This window comes from Candidatus Shikimatogenerans bostrichidophilus, assembly GCF_033370915.1.
GTDB lineage: Bacteria > Bacteroidota > Bacteroidia > Flavobacteriales > Blattabacteriaceae > Shikimatogenerans > Shikimatogenerans bostrichidophilus_M.
Map to the genome: position 1 here is coordinate 134,970 of NZ_CP104096.1, position 25,494 is coordinate 160,463.

General features: G+C 13.5%; 23 protein-coding genes and 3 tRNA genes. 10 read left to right on the plus strand and 16 right to left on the minus strand.

Translation table 11 applies throughout. From position 1 onward, the window contains the following. Window positions 1-8 precede the first annotated feature (8 nt). From N2591_RS00745 to rplM, 6 genes are all read right to left on the minus strand, one after another. Window positions 9-1,436, minus strand: a complete 1,428-nt coding sequence (locus tag N2591_RS00745) for a glycine--tRNA ligase (RefSeq protein ID WP_318165893.1) — start codon at window positions 1,434-1,436, stop codon at window positions 9-11. A 5-nt stretch (window positions 1,437-1,441) separates the two neighbouring features. Beyond that, a tRNA-Phe gene (locus N2591_RS00750) sits at window positions 1,442-1,514 on the minus strand. 4 nt (window positions 1,515-1,518) lie between these two features. Then, complete coding sequence (locus N2591_RS00755) at window positions 1,519-2,268, minus strand: hypothetical protein (RefSeq protein ID WP_318165894.1); 750 nt, start codon at window positions 2,266-2,268, stop codon at window positions 1,519-1,521. 90 nt (window positions 2,269-2,358) lie between these two features. Continuing rightward, a complete protein-coding gene (gene rpsB / locus N2591_RS00760; protein ID WP_474373858.1) occupies window positions 2,359-3,261 on the minus strand; it encodes a 30S ribosomal protein S2 in 903 nt (300 codons plus the stop codon). Beyond that, a complete protein-coding gene (gene rpsI / locus N2591_RS00765) occupies window positions 3,215-3,619 on the minus strand; it encodes a 30S ribosomal protein S9 (RefSeq protein WP_318165896.1) in 405 nt (134 codons plus the stop codon). The genes rpsB and rpsI overlap by 47 nt, the downstream gene beginning before the upstream one ends. Beyond that, on the minus strand, window positions 3,619-4,053 hold the full coding sequence (gene rplM, locus N2591_RS00770) for a 50S ribosomal protein L13 (protein ID WP_318165897.1): 435 nt from the start codon (window positions 4,051-4,053) through the stop codon (window positions 3,619-3,621). The genes rpsI and rplM overlap by 1 nt, the downstream gene beginning before the upstream one ends. Window positions 4,054-4,090: 37 nt before the next feature. Between rplM and dnaK the strand changes: the two genes are divergently transcribed. Then, window positions 4,091-6,007: a molecular chaperone DnaK gene (gene dnaK / locus N2591_RS00775; protein ID WP_318165898.1), complete on the plus strand. Its 1,917-nt coding sequence runs from the start codon at window positions 4,091-4,093 to the stop codon at window positions 6,005-6,007. A gap of 36 nt (window positions 6,008-6,043) precedes the next feature. On the opposite strand, the gene N2591_RS00780 is transcribed toward dnaK, so the two are convergent. The 4 genes from N2591_RS00780 to N2591_RS00795 form a co-directional block, all read right to left on the minus strand. Beyond that, window positions 6,044-6,117, minus strand: a tRNA-Arg gene (locus N2591_RS00780). 16 nt (window positions 6,118-6,133) lie between these two features. Then, entirely contained in the window at window positions 6,134-7,255 is a 1,122-nt protein-coding gene (gene tgt / locus N2591_RS00785) for a tRNA guanosine(34) transglycosylase Tgt (protein WP_318165899.1), read from the minus strand. A gap of 349 nt (window positions 7,256-7,604) precedes the next feature. Further along, window positions 7,605-9,812, minus strand: a complete 2,208-nt coding sequence (locus N2591_RS00790; RefSeq protein ID WP_318165900.1) for a phenylalanine--tRNA ligase beta subunit-related protein — start codon at window positions 9,810-9,812, stop codon at window positions 7,605-7,607. Continuing rightward, window positions 9,809-10,930 (minus strand): hypothetical protein, encoded by a 1,122-nt coding sequence (locus tag N2591_RS00795; protein ID WP_318165901.1) that lies wholly within the window; start codon window positions 10,928-10,930, stop codon window positions 9,809-9,811. Before N2591_RS00795 ends, N2591_RS00790 begins: the two co-directional genes overlap by 4 nt. A 32-nt stretch (window positions 10,931-10,962) precedes the next feature. Between N2591_RS00795 and N2591_RS00800 the strand changes: the two genes are divergently transcribed. Continuing rightward, window positions 10,963-11,038, plus strand: a tRNA-Asp gene (locus N2591_RS00800). Between the two features lie 622 nt (window positions 11,039-11,660). Continuing rightward, window positions 11,661-11,933, plus strand: a complete 273-nt coding sequence (locus N2591_RS00805; RefSeq protein WP_318165902.1) for a hypothetical protein — start codon at window positions 11,661-11,663, stop codon at window positions 11,931-11,933. On the opposite strand, the gene N2591_RS00810 is transcribed toward N2591_RS00805, so the two are convergent. After that, window positions 11,925-12,239 (minus strand): thioredoxin family protein, encoded by a 315-nt coding sequence (locus tag N2591_RS00810; RefSeq protein ID WP_318165903.1) that lies wholly within the window; start codon window positions 12,237-12,239, stop codon window positions 11,925-11,927. The two genes, N2591_RS00805 and N2591_RS00810, sit on opposite strands and share 9 nt — an antisense overlap. Window positions 12,240-12,243: 4 nt before the next feature. Further along, a complete protein-coding gene (gene rpsU / locus N2591_RS00815) occupies window positions 12,244-12,411 on the minus strand; it encodes a 30S ribosomal protein S21 (protein ID WP_318165904.1) in 168 nt (55 codons plus the stop codon). 18 nt (window positions 12,412-12,429) lie between these two features. Between rpsU and N2591_RS00820 the strand changes: the two genes are divergently transcribed. The 7 genes from N2591_RS00820 (at window position 12,430) to N2591_RS00850 (ending at window position 19,802) form a co-directional block, all read left to right on the plus strand. After that, window positions 12,430-13,725 carry an ATP phosphoribosyltransferase regulatory subunit gene (locus N2591_RS00820; RefSeq protein ID WP_318165905.1) on the plus strand — a complete coding sequence of 432 codons (1,296 nt, stop codon included), beginning with the start codon at window positions 12,430-12,432 and terminating at the stop codon, window positions 13,723-13,725. Window positions 13,726-13,729: 4 nt separating this feature from the next. Further along, on the plus strand, window positions 13,730-14,725 hold the full coding sequence (locus N2591_RS00825; protein ID WP_318165906.1) for a DUF933 domain-containing protein: 996 nt from the start codon (window positions 13,730-13,732) through the stop codon (window positions 14,723-14,725). A gap of 138 nt (window positions 14,726-14,863) precedes the next feature. After that, window positions 14,864-15,730: a hypothetical protein gene (locus tag N2591_RS00830; protein WP_318165907.1), complete on the plus strand. Its 867-nt coding sequence runs from the start codon at window positions 14,864-14,866 to the stop codon at window positions 15,728-15,730. A 14-nt stretch (window positions 15,731-15,744) separates the two neighbouring features. Beyond that, window positions 15,745-15,939, plus strand: coding sequence for a hypothetical protein (locus tag N2591_RS00835; RefSeq protein ID WP_318165908.1), 195 nt, complete (start codon window positions 15,745-15,747; stop codon window positions 15,937-15,939). Continuing rightward, window positions 15,940-17,010: a 3-dehydroquinate synthase gene (gene aroB, locus N2591_RS00840; RefSeq protein ID WP_318165909.1), complete on the plus strand. Its 1,071-nt coding sequence runs from the start codon at window positions 15,940-15,942 to the stop codon at window positions 17,008-17,010. Then, window positions 16,988-19,456 carry a DNA gyrase subunit A gene (gene gyrA, locus N2591_RS00845; RefSeq protein ID WP_318165910.1) on the plus strand — a complete coding sequence of 823 codons (2,469 nt, stop codon included), beginning with the start codon at window positions 16,988-16,990 and terminating at the stop codon, window positions 19,454-19,456. The genes aroB and gyrA overlap by 23 nt, the downstream gene beginning before the upstream one ends. Then, window positions 19,446-19,802 (plus strand): 50S ribosomal protein L19, encoded by a 357-nt coding sequence (locus N2591_RS00850; protein ID WP_318165911.1) that lies wholly within the window; start codon window positions 19,446-19,448, stop codon window positions 19,800-19,802. Before gyrA ends, N2591_RS00850 begins: the two co-directional genes overlap by 11 nt. A gap of 5 nt (window positions 19,803-19,807) precedes the next feature. Here the strand turns inward: N2591_RS00850 and N2591_RS00855 are convergent, their stop codons facing one another. From N2591_RS00855 to rpoC, 4 genes are read right to left on the minus strand one after another with little or no spacing between them, the layout of a single operon-like run. Then, window positions 19,808-20,365, minus strand: a complete 558-nt coding sequence (locus N2591_RS00855) for an elongation factor P (protein WP_318165912.1) — start codon at window positions 20,363-20,365, stop codon at window positions 19,808-19,810. Between the two features lie 8 nt (window positions 20,366-20,373). Further along, on the minus strand, window positions 20,374-20,922 hold the full coding sequence (locus tag N2591_RS00860; protein WP_318165913.1) for a 50S ribosomal protein L25: 549 nt from the start codon (window positions 20,920-20,922) through the stop codon (window positions 20,374-20,376). After that, window positions 20,912-21,268, minus strand: a complete 357-nt coding sequence (rsfS, locus tag N2591_RS00865) for a ribosome silencing factor (protein ID WP_318165914.1) — start codon at window positions 21,266-21,268, stop codon at window positions 20,912-20,914. The genes N2591_RS00860 and rsfS overlap by 11 nt, the downstream gene beginning before the upstream one ends. Further along, window positions 21,255-25,490: a DNA-directed RNA polymerase subunit beta' gene (gene rpoC, locus N2591_RS00870; protein ID WP_318165915.1), complete on the minus strand. Its 4,236-nt coding sequence runs from the start codon at window positions 25,488-25,490 to the stop codon at window positions 21,255-21,257. The genes rsfS and rpoC overlap by 14 nt, the downstream gene beginning before the upstream one ends. Between the last annotated feature and the right edge of the window lie 4 nt (window positions 25,491-25,494).

Genomic DNA, 25,494 nt, shown 5'->3' on the forward strand with positions numbered 1-25,494 from the left:
ATATTAATTTAAATATTATTTTTAAAAAATAATGATATATCAAATTTTTTTTTAAAATATTTAATTAATTTATTTATTTTACATCTTATTTGTTTCATAGTATCTCTAAATCTAATAGTTACTGTATTATTCTTTAATGTAATAAAATCAATAGTAATACAATAAGGAGTACCTAATGAATCTTGAATTTTATATCTTTTTCCAATTGATTTATTTTCATCATAAATAGTAGTAAAATTATATTTTAAATTATTAAATATATTTTTTGATATATTAATTATTTGAGTGTTTTTTATTATTGGAAATATAGCAATTTTAATTGGAGAAATAAATTTAGGTAATTTTAAATATATTCTTTTTTTATTATTAATATTTTCAATTTTTAATGAATTAGTAAATATTGAATAAAATAATCTATCTAATCCTAAAGAAGTTTCTATTACATATGGTATATATTTATTTTTTTCTTTATTATCATAAAAATATAAATTTTTTTTAGATAATTTATTATGATTTTTTAAATCATAATTTTTTCTAAAATGAATACCTTCTAATTCTTTAAATTTATTAAATATTTTAAATTCTATATCAGTAGCAAATTTACAATAATGTGATAAATTTTTATGAATTTTTAATTTATATTTTTTTTTATTTATTAAATAATAATGCCATTTTAATCTAGATTTTAACCAATATTTATACCATTTTTTTTCTTGACCAGGATAAATAAAAAATTGCATTTCCATTTGTTCAAATTCTCTTGTTCTAAAAATAAATTGTTTAGAAATTATTTCATTTCTAAAAGATTTTCCTATTTGTGCAATTCCAAAAGGAATTTTCAATCTATTAGAATTTTTAACATTTTTAATATTTACAAAGATACCTTGAGCTGTTTCAGGTCTTAAATATGTAAATTTTTCATTATTTAATGAATTTAATTTTGTTTTAAACATTAAATTAATGTTATTTATATTTTTCCATTTAAATTTTTTAGATAAATTATTTTTTTTAATTATTTTTTTTAAAAACAAATTTAATTTATTTATTTTTTTATTTTTTAAATAATAATAAAAAATTAATTTTATTTTTTTTTTATTTTCAATTATTTTCTTATTAATTATTTTATAAAATAATTTATCTATTATATAGATTTTATTATCAATATAATTTATAATAAATAATTCATTAAAATTATTTATATGACCTGATGCTTTCCATACTTTATTATTCATTAATATAGATGATTCTATTCCTACTATATTATCTCTATATTTTACCATATAATTCCACCAAAATTTTTTAATATTATTTTTCATTTCAATTCCTTGTGGACCATAATCATATATTGATTTTATACCATTATAAATTTCACTTGATTTAAAAATAAAACCATATAATTTAGCATGATTAATAATTATTTTAAGTTTATTATCCATAAAAACGGTATCTCCCGGAATTGAACCGGGGACACACGGATTTTCAGTCCGTTGCTCTACCAACTGAGCTAAGATACCAAAATTAATTAATTAAATAATATTTAAAATATTTAATTTTAATATTATTTTTAAAAATATATAAAAATTTTTTATGATTATATTTAAATTTATAAAAAATTTTTTTATTATTAATAAAAAATTCTTTACTAAAAAAATATTTATTTAATTTAATTAAAAATTTTTTATTATTAATAATTAAATTATTAATAATAATATAAATAGCAATATTTTTACTAATATAATAAATAAAATTATAATTTAAATTATAAATATTTTTATAGTTAATTTTTAAACCTACAATAGAAGAAAATTTATAATTGTGATGATTATAATTATTTATATAATCACATTTAATTTTATAAAAATTTGATATAATTATTGTATCTTTAAACATTATATTTTTATCTAAAATTTCATTTTTTACAATACTATTTTTAAGTAAATCTTTTATATTATTAATGTTTGATTTAAAAGAAATTTTAATTATTTTTTTTATAAAATTTTTAAAATTAATATTATTTATTATAAAATCAGAATTAACATTTATTTTAATTATAACACCTATATTTTTTTTTTTATTAATTTTTGATAATACTATTCCATTATTAATTTTATAATTATTATTTTTTAATTTTGATTTAAATTTTTTTCTTAAATATTCAATTGATTTTTTTATATCCCATTTATTAATTGTTAAAGCTTTTTTACAAAGTAAAATACTAAATTTAGTTAATTTTCTTAATTTTAAGATAATTATATTTTTTTTATTCATTTATTTTTTCATTATTGTTTTTTTCTTCATTTATTTTTTCATTATTGTTTTTTTCTTCATTTATTTTTTCATTATTGTTTTTTTCTTCATTTATTTTTTCATNATTTTAAGATAATTATATTTTTTTTCTTCATTTATTTTTTCATTATTGTTTTTTTCTTCATTTATTTTTTCATTATTGTTTTTTTCTTCATTTATTTTTTCATTATTGTTTTTTTCTTCATTTATTTTTTTATTATTGTTTTTTTCTTCATTTATTTTTTTTATAATAGAATTAAATAAAATTTTAAATATAATTTTTATTGATTTTGATGAATCATCATTTGCTGGAATAGGTAAATTTATATTTTCAGGAGAAGAATCACTATCTACAATACCTATAATATATATAAATTTTTTATTTGCTTCTTTAACTGCTATTTTTTCTTTTTTTACATCTACAATAATTACTAATAAAGGTATTTTAAACATATTATATATCGAACCAAATTTTTTATCAATTTTATCATATTTTCTATCTATATATTTTATTTCTTTTTTTGATAAATATTTATAAATTTTTTTTCTTTTATTTTCTATATTTTTTTTTTGTTTTATAGATAGTTTAGTAATTTTAATATTAGTTAATAAACCTGCTGGCCATTTATAGTTTATATAAGGCATATTAAGTATTTGAGCATATTCTTTAATTACATCTTTAATTATTTGTTTAGTTCCGACAAATAATATATAACAACCAATATTAATAAAATATTTTAAAATATTTTTAGCTTTTTTTATATTTTTAAAAAAATTAATAGGATTTAAAAGGTCTATATTATTTTTTTTTAATAATATATATTTAGACATTTTAGGATGTCTATAAGAAGATTTATGACCTAATAATATATTATATTTAAATATTTGATTTAATAATTTTTTATTTTTTATCATTATTAATTTAATTTTAACGTTTAGAAAATTGAAATTTTTTTCTAGATTTTTTTCTTCCATATTTTTTTCTTTCAACTATTCTTGAATCTCTAGTTAAAAGATTATATTTTTTTAAAATTTTTTTATATTTTATATTAATATTACAAATTACTCTAGAAATAGCTAAAATAATAGCTTCAGATTGTCCAGTAAAACCTCCTCCTTTAACATTAATTATAATATTATTATATTTATTAATTAGTTTAGTTAATATAAAAGGATATAAAATTTTATATTTTATAATTTTATTATTTTTAAAATAAATATTTATATCTTTATTATTAATAATAAATTTATTAGTTTTATTATTTTTAACATTTACATATATTAAAGCTACTGATGTTTTTCTTTTCCCTTTAGCATGATAATATTTTATCATTATTTTAAAAATTTAATTTTTTTAATATTAAAATTATGATTACTATCATTAAATATAAATATATTTTTTTTTACATATTTACCTAATAAATTTTTAGGTAACATTCTATATATAGATTTTTTAATTAAAAAACTAGGATTTTTTTTAAATAAATAATACATTGTATATTGTTTTTTATTTCCTATATAGCCAGTATATTTATAATATATTTTTTTTTTAATTTTTTTATTATCTATTTTAATTTTTTTAGCATTTATAATAATTATTTTATTTGTAAAACTATAATTAGGTGTATATTTAGGAGAATTTTTTCCAATTATTAATTTAATTATTTGTGAACATAATCTGCCTAATATTTTATTATTAGCATCTATTAAATATATTTGTTTTTTATTATTGAAATAATATTTAGTTTTAAATGTTAAATACTTCATATTTTATTAAATTATTATTAATAATAAAAATATAATTATGAATAATAAAATAATTGGTATTGATTTAGGGACTACTAATTCATGCGTTTCAGTTATTGAAGGGCAAAATCCAGTAGTAATACCTAATTCAGAAGGTAAAAGAACAACTCCATCAATAGTTGCTTTTACTGAAAATAATACAAAAAAAATTGGAGATCCAGCAAAAAGACAATCAGTTACTAATCCTAAAAAAACTATTTATTCAATTAAAAGATTTATAGGTAGAAAATATGATGAAATTAAAGATGAAATTAAAAATTTTACATATATAATAAAAAAAGGTAAAAATGACACACCTTGCGTAGAAATTGATAATAAATTATATACTCCTCAAGAAATATCAGCAATGATATTACAACAATTAAAAAAAAATGCTGAGGATTATTTAGGTATTAAAATTAATAAAGCCGTTATTACTGTACCTGCTTATTTTAATGATGCACAAAGACAAGCTACAAAAGAAGCTGGTGAAATAGCAGGTTTAAATGTAGAAAGAATAATTAACGAACCTACAGCTGCATCATTAGCATATGGAATAGATAAAAATAAAAATAATAAAAAAATAGCAGTATATGATTTAGGTGGTGGTACATTTGATATTTCAATTTTAGAATTAGGAGATGGTGTTTTTGAAGTATTATCTACAAATGGAGATACATATTTAGGTGGTGATGATTTTGATCAAATATTAATTGATTGGTTAGTTGATGATTTTTATAAAAAAGAAAATATTAATTTAAAAGAAGATTTAATAGCTTATCAAAGATTAAAAGAAGCTGCTGAAAAAGCAAAAATTGAATTATCATCTAGTTTACAAACAGAAATAAATTTACCATATATTACTTCTAATAATAAAGGACCTAAACATTTAATTAAAAATATTACTAGATCTAAATTTGAAAAATTATCATATAATTTAATTGAAAAAACTTTATTACCTTGTGAAAAAGCATTAAAAGATGCTAAATTAAATATTAATGATATTGATGAAATAATATTAGTAGGAGGATCAACAAGAATACCTAAAATACAAGAAAAAGTAGAAAAATTTTTTAATAAAAAACCTTCAAAAGGTGTTAATCCAGATGAAGTAGTAGCTATTGGAGCAGCTATACAAGGGGGAGTATTAACAGGTGATGTAAAAGATGTATTATTATTAGATGTTACACCGTTATCATTAGGTATAGAAACATTAGGTGGAGTATTTACTAAATTAATAGAAGCTAATACAACTATACCTACTAAAAAATCTGAAATATTTTCAACAGCAACTGATAATCAATCAGTAGTTACTATAAAAGTAGGTCAAGGAGAAAGACCAATGTTTAAAGATAATAAAGAAATAGGAAGATTTGATTTAATTAATATTCCATTAGCTCCTAGAGGAGTACCTCAAATAGAAGTTACTTTTGATATAGATGCTAATGGTATTTTAAATGTATCAGCTACTGACAAAGGTACAAATAAAAAACAATATATTAAAATTAAACCATCTTCAGGTTTAAATAAAGAAGATATTGAAAAAATGAAAAAAGAAGCTGAAGAAAATTATGAAAAAGATATTAAAAAAAAAGAAGAAATAGAAAAATTAAATCTAACTGATTCTTTAATATTTCAAATAGAAAAAGAATTAGAAGAAAATAAGAAAAAAATATCTAAAGAAAACGTTAAAAAAATTAATAATATTTTAAATAAATTAAAATCTGCTCATGTTTCAAAAAACTTAAAGGATATTGAAAAATATACTAAAAAATTAAATAATAAATGGAGTAAAATAGCAAAAGATATATATTCTAATACTACTTCTGAAAATACTTCTGATACAGAAGATACTAAAGAAGATACAGCTGATAATAAAACAGAAGATACTAAAGAAGATAATACTAAAGACGTAGATTACGAAGAAGTTAAATAAATAATTATTTAAAAGCATTATGCTTTTAAATAATTATAACCCCGAAAGGATTTGAACCTTTAATCTTCTGATTCGTAATCAGATATTTTATCCAATTAAACTACGGGGTTAATTAAAATAATTTTATTATAATTTTTTTGAAATTATAGGAATAATATAATTTTTCCATTGTAAAAATGTATCATTTTTTATATGATGTCTTGCTTTTTTTATTAAAGATTTATAAAAATATAAATTATTAATAGAAGCAATAAATTTAGCTGAATATTCATTGCATTTAAATAAATGTCTTAAATATGCTTTACTATATATATCAATATTTTTAAAATTATTATATATAGTGGTAAAATCGTATTTCCATTTTTTGTTTTTTATATTAATTATTCCTTCCCAAGTAAATAACATTCCATTTCTACCATTTCTAGTCGGTATTACACAATCAAACATATCAACTCCTAAAGATATAGAATTTAATATATCCCAAGGCATTCCTACCCCCATTAAATATATTGGTTTATTATTAGGTAATTCATTAATTACATATTTAATAATTTTATACATTTCTTTTTTAGTTTCACCTACTTGTAAACCACCTATTGCATAGCCATCTAATTTTAATTTTGATGTTTTAATAGTATATTTAATTCTTATATCTTTATATAATCCCCCTTGTATTATACCAAATAAATATTGATTATGGTTATAAATTTTTTTTTTTTTATTAAAATAATATAAACATTTAATTAACCAATTATAAGATCTTTCAGTAGCAATTTTAACATAATTTTTACTAGTATTATATATTATACATTCATCAAATGAAGTAATTATATCAGAACCTATATATTTTTGTATATTTATTGATTTTTTAGGTGTAAAAAAATAATTTTTACCATTTTTATAACTTTTTATATTAGCACCATATTTATTAATTTTTTTAGGATTACATAATGAATATACTTGAAAACCACCACTATCAGTAATAATAGGATTATTCCATTTCATAAATGAATGTAATCCACCAGATTTATAAATTATTTTTATACCTGGTTCTATATTTAGATGAAAAGTATTACTTAATATTATTTCAGGATTTATAATATCTAAATATTCTTTATTTATAGTTTTTATATATCCTTTTGTAGCTATTGGCATAAAAATAGGAGTATTTACTTTTCCATGATCAGTTAAAAAATATCCTACTCTTGCATTTGATTTTTTATCTTTATGTAAAATTTTAAAATACATTATTTAATATAATGTTTTAAACCTAGCTTTATACCATTAATATGTTCTTCTTGATGATTTATTCTACCAATATTTTTAACCATAATATTCATGTCTATATAATAATAATACTATATCAGCATCTTGTTCGACCATGAATTATTATAATAATAATATTTAAAATTAATTTATTTAGCTGTTAAATATTATTTTTTTTAAATATTTTAAGTAGAACATTATAATTAATTGATAATTAGACATTTATAATGAAAAAAATGCTATTTGAATTAAAGCTAAAGAAGTTTTTACCAGGTCGCAATAAACTCATATTTTTGTAAACCAAAAATATAAATACAGCACCTCATGTAAATTATTTTTTTATTTTAGCATTTAATTTATTTTTAAATAAATTAATTAATATTAATAATATATTATTAATATATTTTTTTTTTTTTCCATATTTATTTTTTATAATAAAACGAATAGTATAAGATTTTTTATTTTTTGGTAAATTCTTTTTATATATATCAAATAAATATATATTTATTAATTTATCTTTTAATTTTTTTTTAGCTAATAAATAAAAATCATTAAAATATATATTTTTATCAATTATAAATGATAAATCTTTTTTAAAAAATTGATATTTATTAATTTTTTTATATTTTATAATTTTATTATTTATTATTTTAAATAAATTATTAATATTTATTATAGCTAAATATATATTTTGATTAATATATAATTTTTTTAATTTACCAAATTTAATTATTTGTATATTTTTATATTTTAAAATTATTTTAGTTTCAAATATTTTACTATTATATATAATTAATTTATTATATTTTTTTATACCTACTTTTTCTAGTATTAAATTTAATATATCATATAAATTATGTAAAGTTTTTAAATAATTATTATTTTTATTAGTTAATAATATTTCTATATTTTTTTTTTCTATAATTTTATTTTTTTTTTTAATATAAATATTACCTTTTTCAAAAATTTTAATTGAATTAATTTTTCTATTAATATTATAAATTATATTATTAATCATTTTTATAAATAAATAATTTCTTAAAAAGGTTAATTTATCTTTTAATGAAATTAAATTTTTATAATTTAAATTTAATAATTCATTTTTTTTAACAAAAGGTGTATTAATAACTTGATAAAATCCATAATTTATTAATAAGTTGATAATTTTATTTTCAATATTTTCTATTTTTAAATAATTATTATTTATATAATTATTGTAATTTATTAAAGTATTATTTTTTTTTTTATATATATTATTTATTCCATAAAATCTAATAATATCATTAATAATATTAATTTTTTTATTAATATTATATTTAAATAAATTTTTATTTATTAAAATAATATATTTTTTATTATATAATTTTATTTTATAATTTAAAAAAAATAATATTTTTAATATTTTTTTTATTGATATTTTTATTCCAATTAATTTATTAATATAACTTAATTTAAGTTTTATAATATTATTATGAATTTTATATTTTTTATAATTAAATACATTATTTATATTTTTTATATTTAAAATATTTAAATATTTTTTTAATATATATATATATATATTAGATTTAGGTAATATAATAATATTATTATATATTTTAGTAATATTATTATTAATATTATATTTATTAATTATATATCTTATTTTATTTTTTTTATATAAAGTAAAAGATATCAATAAATTTTTAGTATTATTATTTATTTTATTTTTATAACTATTTATAATATTTGCAAAATAAATAGGCAAATTATTATAAAATAATATTATATTTTTATTTTTTTTTAATAAAAATTTTTTTTTATTTTCAGTAATAAAATTAATATTTTTATTATTTTCTTTAATAATTAATTTATGGTTACTATCTTTTAAATTTATAATTTCTATTGGAATTCCTATTTCTTTAATAATAATATTTTTAATATCTATAATATTATTTATTGGTTTTATATTTGATAAAACTAATTTTTTTTGAATAAAAAAATTAGATAATTTAAATTTAAAATTATTAATTAAAAAGGTATTATAATATAAAATATTTTTACTTTTTATTTTAAAATTAATTTTATTAAAATATTTAATTTTAATATTTTTAATATTTATTATTTTAGTTTTAATATTTTTATATTTTAAATATGAATAAATTTCTCTACTTAAATAATAATAATAAGATAAATAACTAATATTATGAGGAATATTAGTATGAATGATATAATCATAATCATTTTCTTTACATACTATAAAATATTGTTTATTTATTTTTTCTATTAATATTTTAATATTATTTTTTATATATTTTTTATTATATACATAAAGTATTTCATTATTTTTTGTTTTAATTTTAAATTTATAAAAATTATTTATTTTTTTTATTTTTATTATTTTACCTAAAATTATATTTTTATTATAATTATAATTAATTGGATAAATTTTTTTAATTGATAAAATTTCAATACCAATATCATTTAATAAATTATATAAATTATTAATTTTATAATTAAAAAAAATAAATTCTTTTATCCAACTAAATAAAAATTTCATATTATATTCATTATAATTATATATATATATTCTTTTTTAAGATTGGTTATAATAATTTTATTTAAATCCATAGGTATTTTAATAATTACTATTTTAGTATTTATATATTTAATACATTTTAAAAATAAAAATAAATTAATTTTAAAATTTATTAAATTATTTTTTATATTATTATTTATTTTAATATTAATTAATAAATTATTTATATTATTTTTAATTATAAAAATTATTTTATTATTTTTTATATATATATTTAATATTTTATTTATATTATTTTTTTTAATTAAATTATAAATTATTATTAATGTATTTAATAATTTATTTTTATTAATTAATATTTTTATATATTTATTTTTTTTATTTATTTTTTTAAATAAAATATTTATTTTATTTATTTTTTTTATTTTAAAAAAAAAATTACAATTATTTTTTTTAATTAAAATTATATTTTTATATATTATTAAATTAATAATTATTTTATTAGATATAAAATATATTATTTTTTTTAAAATTTTAAAAAAATTACTTTTTATTTTAAATAAATAAATATTATTTATTTTTTTTTTTATTAATATTTTTTTTTTAATAAAAAATTTATTATTATCAGTAGAATATAATAATATAATATTTTTATAAATTTTAATATAATTATATTTATTTTTATTATTTAAAAAAAAAATATTTATTAATTTTAATATTTGTTTTTTTGTATATTTTAAACTTAATATTTTTTTTTTAATTTTTATTTTTAATAAATTTAATTTATTATTATTATATAGTTTAAATTTAAATAATAAATTATAATTTTGTAAAATTAAATATTTTTTATTTAATTTTAATCTGATATTTTTTTTATATTTTTTTTTTAAAAAAAAATATAAGATTTTAATTAAATAATTAAAATTTTTAATTATTAAATTTTTTTTTTTTAAAAAAAAATATTTATTTAATAAATTATTAATTTTTAAATAAGAAATAATAATATAATATTTTTTTTGAAATAAAAAATAAATTTTGTTTTTATAAAATATAAAATTTATTTTATTAATATTTAAAAAATAATTAAAAAATGAGATAAAATATTTAAATTTATTAATATTTTTAATTATTATTTTCATTTTATATAAAAATATATTAAATTATTATTAATGGTTTGGTAGTTCAAATTTGGTTAGAATACGTGCCTGTCACGCACGAGGTTATGGGTTCAAATCCCATCCAAACCGTATATGAAAAATATTAAAAATAGTATATATAAAATATATACTCTATATATAATAGATAAGAAAATAAAAAATATTAATAAATTAATAAAATATAAAAAAAATAATAATTATTTTAATAATAAATTATTTTACAAAATATATATAATATTATTAAGACTAAAAAAAAGAAAAAAAAAATTAAATAAAAAAAAAAAAWWAAAAAAAAAAAAWWWTAAAAAAAAAAAAAAAAAAWAAAAAAAAAAAAAAAAAAAAAAAAAAAAAWAAAAAAAAAAAAAAAAAAAWAAWARAAAAAAWWWAWAAAWAWAAAAWAAAWAWAAAAAAAWAWAAAAAAAAAWANAAATTAATAGAAAAAATTTATAAATATAATAAGAAAATAAAAATATATAAAAAAAAAAATAAATTAAATAATAAAATTAATTTTTTAGATTTTAAACTTAAAATAAGTTATAAGTCTATTAAACAAATAAATTATTTATTAAAAAAAATTAAAAAAAAAAAACAAATTATTAATAAAAAAAAAAAAAATAATAAAATATTTTTAATATATTATAATAAAAATAATATATTATTTATTAACAAATTAAATAGAATAAAAAATAAATTACTTTTTATTTTAAACTATTTGTTAAACAAAAAAAAAATTAAAAAATTAGAACTTTATAAAATTTATATTAAAATAAAAAAAAAATCAAAAGATAATAAAGGAATAATATCAGTAAATTATAATAGAATAGTAAAAGGTGTAAATATTAAAATACCAATACAAAAATATTTAAATATATTAAAATATGAAAAAATTTATTATGATATATATACTGGAAAAATTTTAATTGATACTTATTCTACTAAAATTATTAAAAATAAAATAAATAATTTAATTAATTTATTAAAATAAAAAAAAATTATTTAATTTTTTTATTAAATTATAATAATTTATTATACCAATATTTCTATAAATTTCTTTACCTTTTTTTAAAAAAATTAAAGTAGGTATACTAAGTACATTATATTTAATATATAATTGATTATTATAAAAAATATTTATTTTCTTTATATATATTTTTTTGTTATATAATTTATATATTTTATTAATTATAGGAATCATATTTAAACAAGGTAAACACCAAGGTGCCCAAAAATAAATTAAACTATATTTAACATTTTTAATTTTTTTATATATTTTATTTTCATTTAAAATCATATAATTATTTTTTAGTATTTAATTTATTTATTCTTTTTTTTTGTGAAGGTTTAATATAATGTAAATTATTTTTAAATATTTTAATAACTTGTAATTTATTTATTTTATATTTATAAATTTTTAATATTTTTTCAATATTATCACCTTCTTTAATATTAATAGTTAAATTCATTTTAAAATAATTAATTATATGAATAATATAAATAAAATAAAAGGTACTTTAGATTTATTTAATAATGATATTGAAAATATTAATAAATTAAAAAAAATAATTAAAAATAATTTTATATTATATGGATTTAAAAATATAGAAACTCCATCTATAGAAAATAAAAATATAATTAAATTAATAAAAAAAAATTTAAATATTCCTTTATTTTATTCTATTTTAGATAAAAAAAAAAATAAGTTTTTAATATTTGATTTAACTATTTCATTAATAAGATTTTTATTAACTAATACTAATAATATATTTTTTCCATTTAAAAGATATCAAATACAAAAAGTTTGGAGAGGTGAAAAACCACAAAATAATAGATATAGAGAATTTTATCAATGTGATGTAGATATAATAAGTTTTAAATATAAACTAGAAGAAATAGAAATAATATTACTTTGTGATAAAATATTTAATGATATTAATTTAAATATATATTTTTTAATTAATCATAAAGATATATTATATGGATTATGTGAATATCTATTTATACCTAAAAATAAATGGGATTTTTTAATAAAAACAATAGATAAATTAAATAAAATAGGAAAAAAAAATGTTAAAAATATTTTAATAAAAAAAATAGATAAAAAATATATAAATAAAATATTTAAAATATTTGAAATTAAAAAAAATAATATTGATTTTTTATTATATTTAAAAAAAAAATTTACTAAAAATAAATTATATGGTAAATATGGTATAAAAGAATTATTAAATATATTTAATATAATTAATAAAATTAAATTAAATAAAATAAAAGTAAATTTTAATTTAAGTTTATCAAGAGGTTTAAATTATTATTCAAAAACTATATTTGAAATAAAAAATAAAAAAAATAATTTATCATTAGGTGGAGGTGGAAGATATGATAATATAGTAAAAATAAATAATAAATATATACATGGTATAGGAATTTCATTAGGTTTATATAGAATATATAATACATTAAAATTATATAAGAATAATGTTTTAACAAAAAAAAAAATTAAAAAAGTAATGATTTTAAATTTTGATATTAATAATTATGTGCTAATAAATAAATATGCAAATATATTAAGAAATAATAAAATAATTACTGAAATATTTTTATATAAAGAAAAAATTAAAAAACAAATTAAATATGCAATAAGAAATAAATTTAATTATTTAATAATAATAGGAGAAAAAGAAATTAAAAAAAAAATAATAAAAATAAAAAATTTAAATAATAAAAAAGAAAATATATTTTATAATATAAAAGATTTAATAAAATATATAATAAATTAATTATATGGAATGTGGAATTATAGGTTTACCTAATGTAGGTAAATCTTCTTTATTTTCTTTATTATCAAATATTAAAGTATTAATAAAAAATTATCCTTTTAGTACTATAACCCCAAATAAATCTATTATTAATGTATATGATGATAGATTAATTAAATTATCTAAAATTTTTAATTTTAATAAATTACAATATAATTATATAAATTTAATTGATATAGCTGGAATAATAAAAAATTCTTATAAAGGTAAAGGATTAGGAAATATGTTTTTATCATATATAAGAAATACAAAAATATTAATTAATATATTAAGATTTTTTTATAATAAAAAAATAATTAATATTAATAATATTATTGATCCAATATATGAAAAAAAAATAATATTAAATGAATTAATAATGAAAGATATTGAAATAATAGAAAAAAATATAAAAATAAAAAAAAATAATATTAATAAATTAAATAAAATATTAAAAATTTTTAAAAAAAAAAATAAAAATGATATAATAAAAATATGTAATGATGAAAAAAAAATAATAAAACAATTTAATTTTTTATGTTTAAAACCAATTTTTTATATATGTAATATAGATAAATATACAAAAAGAGATGAAATATTATTTATTAAAGAATATTTTAATAAAAAAAAAGAAAAAATTTTATTTTTAAATATTAAAGATATAAGAAAAAATAAAAGTAAAAAAAAAATTAAAAAATTAATTAATAAAATATATTATAAATTAAATTATAACACATTTTTTACAATAGATAATAAAAAAAAACAAATATGTTCTTGGAAAATAAAAAAAAATTCATATGCATATAAAGCATCTGATAGAATACATTCAACTTTTAGTAAAAGAATAATTAAAGTAGAAGTAATAAATAGTAAAAAAATAATTAAAAATAAAATAATAAATTATAAAAAATTTTTATCTATAAAAAATAAATATTATATAGTAAAAGATGGTGATATATTATTTTTTAAATTAAAAAAATAAATTTTAATTATATAATTCTTAAATATTTTATAATATTATAAATTTTAATAATTTATAAATTAATAATATTTTTTATATAAAATTTACAATATAAAAATAATTATTTATAAATAGATAAATTAAATTTAACATTAAATTATGAAAAACTTAGAACTTTTTATTCCTTTAATAACACCATTAGATAAGAAAAATAATATTGATTATTTTTCTTTAGAAAAATTAATATTATATATAAACAATTTAAAATATATAAATTATATAATATTATTTAGTAATTTTTCAGAATATAGTTTTATTACAAATAATGAAATAATAGATATAATTAATTGTATAAAAAATAATAATAATAATATAAAAATTATATTAAAAATTAACAATATTTATAATTATAATGATATTGAAGAAAAATTAAGTCAAAATATATATAACAATATAAATTATATAATTATTGATTATCCAAATATTAATAATATATACAAAGAAGAAATAATTAATAATTTTAATAAAATATTTAATAAATTTAAATATTTATTTTTTATTATAAATATAAAAAATAATATAGATGATAATATATTATTAAAAATAAAAAATAAAAATAATAATTTTATAGGAATAATAAATAATTATTTAATAACAAATTATGAATTAATTAATAAAATAAAAATATTTATAAATAATGATATTAAGTTATTTTTAAATAATAAAATATTTAATAATATAGATGGTATAATATCACCATTACTAAATATTTTATTTAATTTTATTTATAATAAAATTATTATTAAAATAAATAATAATCAATATATAGAATATGATGAAAAATATTATAAATTTATTGAATTAATAAATATTTTATATAATAAAATTAATCCTATTTCAGGTATAAAATATTTATTAAATATTATAAATATTTGTAAAATTTATATAAAATTACCATGTAATAATATTGAAAATATTAATTTATATAAAAAAATAAAAAAAATATATAATCTAATAAATTATTAAATTAATTATTAAAAATGAAAAAAATTTATTTTTTATTAGAAAAATTAGAAAAAAAAACCAAATTAAATAAATTTAAAATTATTAATATTTTAAATAAACAAATAAATTTAATATATAATAATAATAATAATTATAATAATTATAATATACAAAATTACATTTTTATATTAATATTTAAATTATTAAATAAAAAAATAAGTTATATATAAATGTATAAAAACATATATATAAATAATATATTTAATAAATTAAGTAAATATTTAAAAAAAAAATATATATCAAAATTAATAATTTTATTAGATAAAAATACAAAAAAATATTGTTTAAAATATTTATTAAATAATATTAATTTTGTAAAAATAAAAATTATAGTAATAAAAAATGGGGAAAAAAATAAAAATATATATACTTGTATTAAAATATGGAAAAAATTAATTATTTATAATATTGATAAAAATAGTATTATAATAAATTTAGGAGGAGGTGTAATAACTGATATAGGTGGTTTTATTGCATCATTATTTAAAAGAGGTTTAAAATTTATTAATATACCAACTACATTTTTAGGAATGATAGATGCTTCAATTGGTGGTAAAAATGGAATTAACTTTTATAATTATAAAAATGAAATAGGAATTATAAAAAATCCTATAATGATATTAATAGATTTTAATTATTTAAAAACTTTACCTAAAAATGAAATTTTATCAGGTTTAGGAGAATTATTAAAATATGGTTTAATTTATAATAAAAAATTATGGAATATTTTAAAAAAAATAAATTTTAATAATTATAAAAATATTCCATGGAAATTAATAATTAAAAAAGCTATTTTAATTAAAACTAAAATAGTAGATAAAGATCCAGAAGAATTATTAGGGTTAAGAAAAATATTAAATTTTGGACATACTATAGGTCATGCAATAGAAAGTTTTTTTTTATATAAAAAAAAAAAAATAACTCATGGTGAAGCAATATCATTAGGAATGATATGTGAATCATGGATATCTAAAAAAATAAACAACTTAAAAAAAAAAGAATATAAAGATATATATAAAACTATATTAAAATATTATAAAATAAGAAAAATATATAAAAAAAATTTTAATAAAATTTATAATTTTATTAAAAATGATAAAAAAAATTATAATAATAATATATATTTTTCTTTATTAGAAAAAATAGGAAAATGTTCATATAATAAAAAAGTAAATAAAAAATTAATTTTAATGAGTATAGAAAAAATGAATAATATTAATGAACAAAATAAAAAATATTAATATAAATGATGAAATAAAATCCTCTTATATTGATTATGCAATGTCTGTAATAATTTCTAGAGCTTTACCGGATGTAAGAGATGGATTAAAACCTGTACATAGAAGAATATTATATTCAATGTATAAATTAGGTCTTTCATATAATAAAGGTTATAAAAAATCTGCTCGTATAGTAGGTGAAGTTTTAGGAAAATATCATCCTCACGGAGATAAATCAGTATATGATAGTATTGTAAGAATGGCACAACCATGGAATTTAAGATATAATTTAATTAGTGGCCAAGGTAATTTTGGTTCTATTGATGCAGATCCACCAGCAGCTATGAGATATACAGAAATAAAATTAGCAAAAATTACTGAAGAAATGTTAAAAGATATAAATAAAAAAACTATTGATATGAAATTAAATTTTGATAATACATTAAAAGAACCAGTTATTTTACCGACTAAAATACCTAATTTATTAATTAATGGTATATCAGGAATAGCAGTTGGAATGGCTACTAATATGCCACCACATAATATAAATGATACTATAGATACAATATGTAAATATATTGATAATAAAAAAATAAGTACAGAAAAATTAATAAAATATATAAAAGCTCCAGATTTTCCAACAGGTGGAATAATAAATTTATATAAAGGAGTAAAAGAGGCTTATAAAAAAGGAAAAGGAAAAATAATAATAAGTTCTAAATATTATGTAATAGAAAAAAATAATAAAAAATATATAATAATAAAGGAAATACCTTATCAAGTAATTAAAAGTAATTTAATAAAAAAAATATTTAATTTAATAAAAAATAATAAGATTAATGAAATAGAAAATATTAAAGATGAATCTAATAAAAAAGGTATAAGAATATTATTAACTTTAAAGAAATATTGTGATAATGAAAAAGTAATAAATAAATTATTAAAATATACTGATTTACAAATTAGTTATCATATAAATAATATAGCTTTAGTAAATGGTAGACCAAAAAGATTAAATTTAAAAAAATTAATATATTATTTTATTGAACATAGAAATAATGTTATTATTAAAAAAGCTAAATATAATTTATATAAATTAAAAAATAATATACATGTATTTAAAGGTTTTATAAAAATTTCAAATAGTATTGATAAATTATTTAAATTAATAAAAAAATCTTCATCTTATATAGAATCATTTAATAAAATAAAAAATAATTTTGATTTAACTAAAAAACAAATAAAGTTTATTTTAAATATTAAATTATATAAATTTACAAATAAAGAAATTAAAAATTTAATTAAAAAATATAAAAAATTAAAAAAAAAAATTATAATAAATAAAAAAATAATTAATTTAAAAAAATTAAGAATGAATATAATTAAAAAAGAATTATATAAAATAAAAAAATTATATGGTGATAAAAGAAAAACATTATATAATGATGAAAATGATGAAAATGATAAAAATGATGAAGAAAAAAATAAAAAAAATGAATTAGAAAAAAAAAAATATTTATTATTTATTACTCATAAAGGTTATATAAAAAGAACATTATTAAAAAAATTTAAAAATCAAAATAGAGGAGGAAAAGGTTATAAAGGTATTACAATAAATAAAAATGATTATATAGAAAATATTAAAATAGGTAATATTAATAATTATATATTATTATTTACAAAATTAGGTAAATGTTTTTTAATAAAAATGTTAATTATTCCTAAAGGAAATAAATTATTTAAAGGAAGAGCAATACAAAATTTTATTGACATAAATAATAATGAAAGAATAAAATCTACAATTTTAATTGATAATAAGAAATTTAAAAATATTAAATATTTAAATAATAATTATATAATAATATCAACTAAAAAAGGAATTGTAAAAAAAACTATTTTAAGTAAATTTTTTAAACCTAGAAAAAATGGTATAAATTCTATAATTTTAAAAAAAAATGATTTTTTAATCGAAGCTAAATTAAATTATTTTAACGGTCAAATATTAATAGCTATAAATAGTGGAAAAATAATAAGATTTAATGAAAATAATATAAAATTAACAGAAAGATATTCTGTAGGTGTTAAAGGTATTACTATAAAAAATAAAAAGGATAAAGCAATTGGTATATTATGTATAAATAATAATGAAAATAATAAATATATTTTAGTAGTTACTGAAAATGGTTATGGGAAACGTTCAATAATAAAAAATTATAAAATTACTAATAGAGGGGGAATAGGAATGAATACTATAAAAATTACTAAAAAAACTGGTAAATTAATATCCATTAAAAAAGTAAGTAATGAAGATGAAATTATTATAATTAAAAAATTAGGTAATATTATAAGATTTAATATAAATTCTATTAGAATAACTAGTAGAAATTCACAAGGAGTAAAATTAATTAAAATAAATAATAATGATAAAATTGCTGATATTATAATAATAAATAAATATGAAAAATAATAAAATTATAAATCTTTTAGAAAAAGAATTAATAAAAAAAAAAAAATATAATTTTAATGTTGGTGATAATATAACAGTATATTATTATAAATCCATTAATGAAATTGATAAAAAAAATATAAAATTATTATTTTTTACTGGATATGTAATTAGTAAAAAAGGTAATAATAAATTTAATAAAACCTTTATAATAAGAAATACAATTAATAATATAGGGGTAGAAATTACTTTTTTTTTATATAGTCCATATATAAATAATATTAAAATTAATAAAAGAGGTAAAGTAATAAAATCTAAAATATATTATATAAGAAAATATAATTTTAATAAAATTAAAAATAAATAGAGAGATTAATCTCTATTTATTCTTTCAATATATTTTTTAGTTTTTGTATTAATTTTAATTATATCACCTTTTTTTATAAATAAAGGTGTATAAATAATAATACCTGTTTCTAAAATTGATTGTTTATAATTTTTATTATTAATGTATTTTGTATTTTTTACTTTTAAAAATACATATTTATTAATTTTTAATGATAATGGTTGATCTTTTATAAAATTTATGATTACATTATCATTTTCTTTTAAAAAAGAAACATTATTTTTACCTATAAAATTTTTTGATAGTACTATTTGATTATAATTTTGTTTATTAATAAAAAAAAAATTATTATTTTTATTATATAAATAAGTATAATATTTAGATTCTATTTCTATTTTTTTAATTTTAGAACCTGAAGAAAAATTATTAGTAATTATATTACCATTCTTTAAATTTTTTATTTTTGTTCTTACAAAAGCATTTCCTTTACCTGGTTTAACATGTAAAAATTCTATTACTTTGTAATAATTATTTTTTATTTTTATATATATTCCTTTTTTTAAATTTGATATATTTATTAACATAAAATTATTTATTCTTCTTTAGTAATTTTTAACATTTTAATTGAAACTATTATTTGATTATTAGGATGTAAAAATTTTATATGTTTATTATTTTCTAAAAGATCTTTTATATATATTTTATCACCAATATCTAAATTAGTAATATTTATTTTAAAATATTTTGGATAATATTTTAAAATAGTTTTAATTTTAATTTTTTTTAATGGAGTATTACATATTGCACCTTTTGAAACTCCAATAGATTTTCCAATTAATTTAATATTTATAAAAGATATAAATGGTTTATTAATATTTATTTTATATAAATCAATATGAAGAATTTTATTTCTTAATACATTATATTGTATATCTTTAATTAAACATATATGTTTATTATTATTTATTATTAAATAAATAATATATTTTTTTTTATTAATAATTTTATTAATTTCAGATAAAGATATATAAAATTGTAAATTAAAATTTTTATTATATATAACTCCAGGAATATATTTATTATTCTTATATTTATTAATTTTTTTTTTACAATTAATATTTAATAATTTATTAATTTTCATATTTATAACTATATAAAATAGGTAATTTTTTAAATAATTTATCAATCATATAATATTTTCTTATTTTTTTTAAAAAAATATTAATAATAATAAATTTATAATCTATTAATATCCATTTATAATAATTTTTTCCCTCTATATTTAATGGTTTAATATTAAAATTCTTATATATAGTATATTCTATTTTATTATAAATTGATTTAACATGTAAATATGATGTACCTTCACATATAAGAAAAAAATCAAATAAATTATTAATTGTTTTTCTATTATCTATAATTTTAATTTTATTATTATTAATAATATTAATTATAGTTTTTATAAATTTTTTTTTATTTAATTTCATTTTTATAAAATCCAGTTCCAGCAGGAATTTTTTTACCTATTATTATATTTTCTTTTAGACCTTTTAAATAATCAGTTTTAGCACTAATAGCAGCTTCACTTAATATTTTAGTAGTTTCTTGAAAAGATGCAGCAGAAATAAAAGATTTAGTATGTAAAGAAGATTTAGTAATACCTAATAAAATTGGTTTACCAATTGCAGGTAATATTGGTTTAGTTTTAATTAGTTTTTTCTTATAAAAATTTAAATATTCATTATATAAAAATATTTTATTTTTATTTGTTATTTTACCTATATAATATTTTTTATAATTACTTTTAGTGATTTTTACAAATTTTTTAATTTTTTTATTAATTTTAAAGAACTCTTCTTTATTTATAATATTTCCTTTAATTAAATTAGTATCTCCACTATCAGTAATAATTACTTTTTTAAGCATTTGATTAATAATAATTTCAAAATGTTTATTATTAATTTGTACTCCTTGAGATTTATAAATATTTTGTAAATTATTAATTAAATAATTTTGAATATAATTTATACCATTTATATTTAGTATATCATTTAAAGAAATTTTACCTTCAGTTAATTTATCACCATGTTTAATAATATCATTTTTTTGAACTATAATTTTTTTATTATTTTTTATAGTATATATTTTATTTTTATTAAAATTATTAGTAATATATATTTTTACATAATTTTTTTTATATATTATATTACTTACTATACCATCAATTTCAGATATAATAGCTTTATTAATTGGATTTCTAGCTTCAAATAATTCTGATAATTTTGGTAGTCCACCTGTAATATCTTTATAATTATAATAAACTCTAGGAATTTTAATTAAAATTTTACCTTTTTTTATTTTTTCATTATTTTTTACATTTAAATATGAACCTATAGATAAATTATAATTATTTAATAATTTACCCTTTTTATCTAATATTAATAAAGTTGGATTTATATTTTTACTTTCTATTATAATTTTTTCACCATTATTTGATTTATAGGTAATGTTTTTAATAATATTATTATATTTTACTATACCATTATATTCAGATATTAATAGTGAATAATATGGATTAATTTTATATATTATATCTCCTATATTAACCAAATCATTATTTTTAAAATATAAAGTACATCCATAAGGTATATAATTATTATATAAAATATTTTTATTATTTAAATCAATAATTTTAATATTTGTATATTTAGAAATTACTATATATTTATTTTTTTTTTTAATATATTTTAATGAATTTAATAATATTATTCCTTTATATTTTGATTTAAATTTTGTAGTTTTAATACTTGTACTTGTAGAACCACCTACATGGAATGTTCTTAAAGTTAATTGAGTACCAGGTTCACCAATAGATTGGGCAGCAATTACTCCAATAGTTTCACCTACGTTAATTAATTTTCCATTTGATAAATTTGAACCATAACATTTAGCACATATACCATATTTAGTTTCACATGTTAATGGTGAACGTACTGAAATATATTTAATATAAGATTTTTTAATAGAATTTAAATGATTAAAATTAATGATTTCTCCTTTTTTAATTATTATTTTATTATTAAATGATATATTATATAATACTACTTTACCTAATATTTCAGTATCAGTAATTTGATTATTATTAATATTTATTCCTTTAAAGGTTTTACAATCTTTTTCTTTAATAATTACATCTTGAACTACATCTACTAATCTTCTAGTTAAATAACCAGCATCAGCAGTTTTTAAAGCAGTATCAGCTAATCCTTTTCTAGAACCATGTGTAGAAAGGAAATATTCTAATATTGATAATCCTTCATAAAAGTTAGAAATAATAGGAAACTCTATAATTTTAGTATAATCTAAATTATATTTTTGAGGTTTAGTCATTAAGCCTCTCATACCTGATAATTGTCTAATTTGTTCTATAGAACTTCTAGCACCAGAATCTAACATCATATATAAATTATTTAATCCATTATTTTTATTTTTAATATTATTTATTACTTTATTACTTAGTTTAGAATTAGTATTACTCCATTCATTAATTATTTTATTAGATTTCTCATAATTTGATATTAATCCCATATTATAATTTTTTATTATATAATTAATTTTTTTAATAGTTTTATAAATTATTGTTTTTTTTTCTTTTGGAGTAATTATATCATTTAAATTGAAAGATGTACCAGATTTAAAAGAATATTTTAATCCTAAATCTTTTAATTTATCTAAAAAATTTGATGTTACAAATATATTGTTAGAATAAAAAACTTTATTTATTAAATCTTTAATAGTTTTATTATTAATTAATAAGTTTATAAACCCTACTTTTTTTTTATTAGGTATTATTTTATTAAATAAAACTCTACCTACTGTAGTAAATATAAATTCATTATTATATTTAAATTTTATATTTTCATGTAAATCTAATTTTTTTAAATTATGTGCTATTATTATTTCATTATAACTAGAAAATAATTTAAATTTATTTTTATTAGTATTTATTCTTTTAGTTAAATAATATAATCCTAATATTATTTCTTGTGATGGAATTATTATAGGTGATCCATTAGCAATATTTATAATATTTATTGGTGACAACATTAATAATTGAGCTTCTAATATAGATTCTGTTGATAATGGTAAATGTATTGCCATTTGATCACCATCAAAATCAGCATTAAAAGCACCACAAACTAAAGGATGTAATTTAATAGCTTTTCCGTTAATTAATATTGGTTGAAATGCTTGTATACTTAATCTATGTAATGTAGGTGCTCTATTTAATAATATTGGATGTCCTTTAATAACCTTTTTTAATATTTTACATATTAATGGATTTTTATTTTTAATATATTTTTTAGCTAAAGAAATAGAATTAATTATACCTTTATTAATTAATTTATTAATTAAAAAAGGTTTGTATAATTCTAAAGCAATATTTTTTGGTAAACCACATTCATATAATTTTAATTTAGGGTCTACAACTATTACTGATCTAGCTGAATAATCTACTCTTTTACCTAATAAATTTTGTCTAAATCTACCTTGTTTACCTTTTAAAATATCTGATAGTGATTTTAAACTTCTATTAGATTCAGATTTTACCGCATATAATTTTCTTGAATTATCTAATAATGAATCTATAGATTCTTGTAATATACGTTTTTCATTTTTTAATATAATATTAGGAGCATTAATAGATATTAATTTTTTTAATCTATTATTTCTAATTATAATTTTTCTATAAAATTCATTTAAATCTGAACTAGCATATTTTCCTTCCTCTAATGTGATTATAGGTCTTAAATCAGGTGGAATTATAGGTAAATTTTTAATTATCATATATTTAGGTAAATTTTTATTTTTACCTTTATGGAATAATTCAATAATTTTTAATATTTTTAATAATTTATTTTTTTTAATTTTATTTTTTTCATTATAAAATTTATTTTTAAAAATTGAAAATGTTTTATTTATATTAATTTTCTTTAATAAAGATTTAATAGCTTCTCCACCAGTTTTTGCAATAAATTTATATTTCTTTTTACTTTTATTTTTATAAATATATTGTTTAATTTTAAAATATTCTTCTTCATTAATAAGATCTAATTTTTTTAAATAACGTCCATTATTTTTTTTAAATTTTAAATTTTTAATATTTATTACAATATATTTATCATAATAAATTATTGATTCTATATCTTTAGATGATTTATTTAATAAATAGGATAGTTTATTTGGTAAACATCTAAAATACCATATATGTACAATAGGAACACATAATTTTATATGTCCCATTCTTTTTCTTCTTACGTTTTTTTTAGTAATTTCTATTCCACATTTATCACAAATAATACCTTTATATATTTTATTTTTATATTTACCACATGAACATTCATAATCTTTTATAGGACCAAATATTTTTTCACAAAATAAACCATTTAATTCAGGTTTTTTAGTTTTATAATTTATAGTTTCAGGGGTTAAAACTTCACCATATGATTTATTAAAAATATATTTAGGTGAAGCTAATTTAATATAAATTTTATTTATATTATTAGTTTTCTTATTTTTCTTTTTATTATTTTTCTTTTTATTAATTTTCTTTTTATTAATTTTAATATTTTTATTAATATTAATATTATTATTAATTTTAATATTTTTATTAATATTTTTATTAATTTTAATATTTTTATTATTCATATTA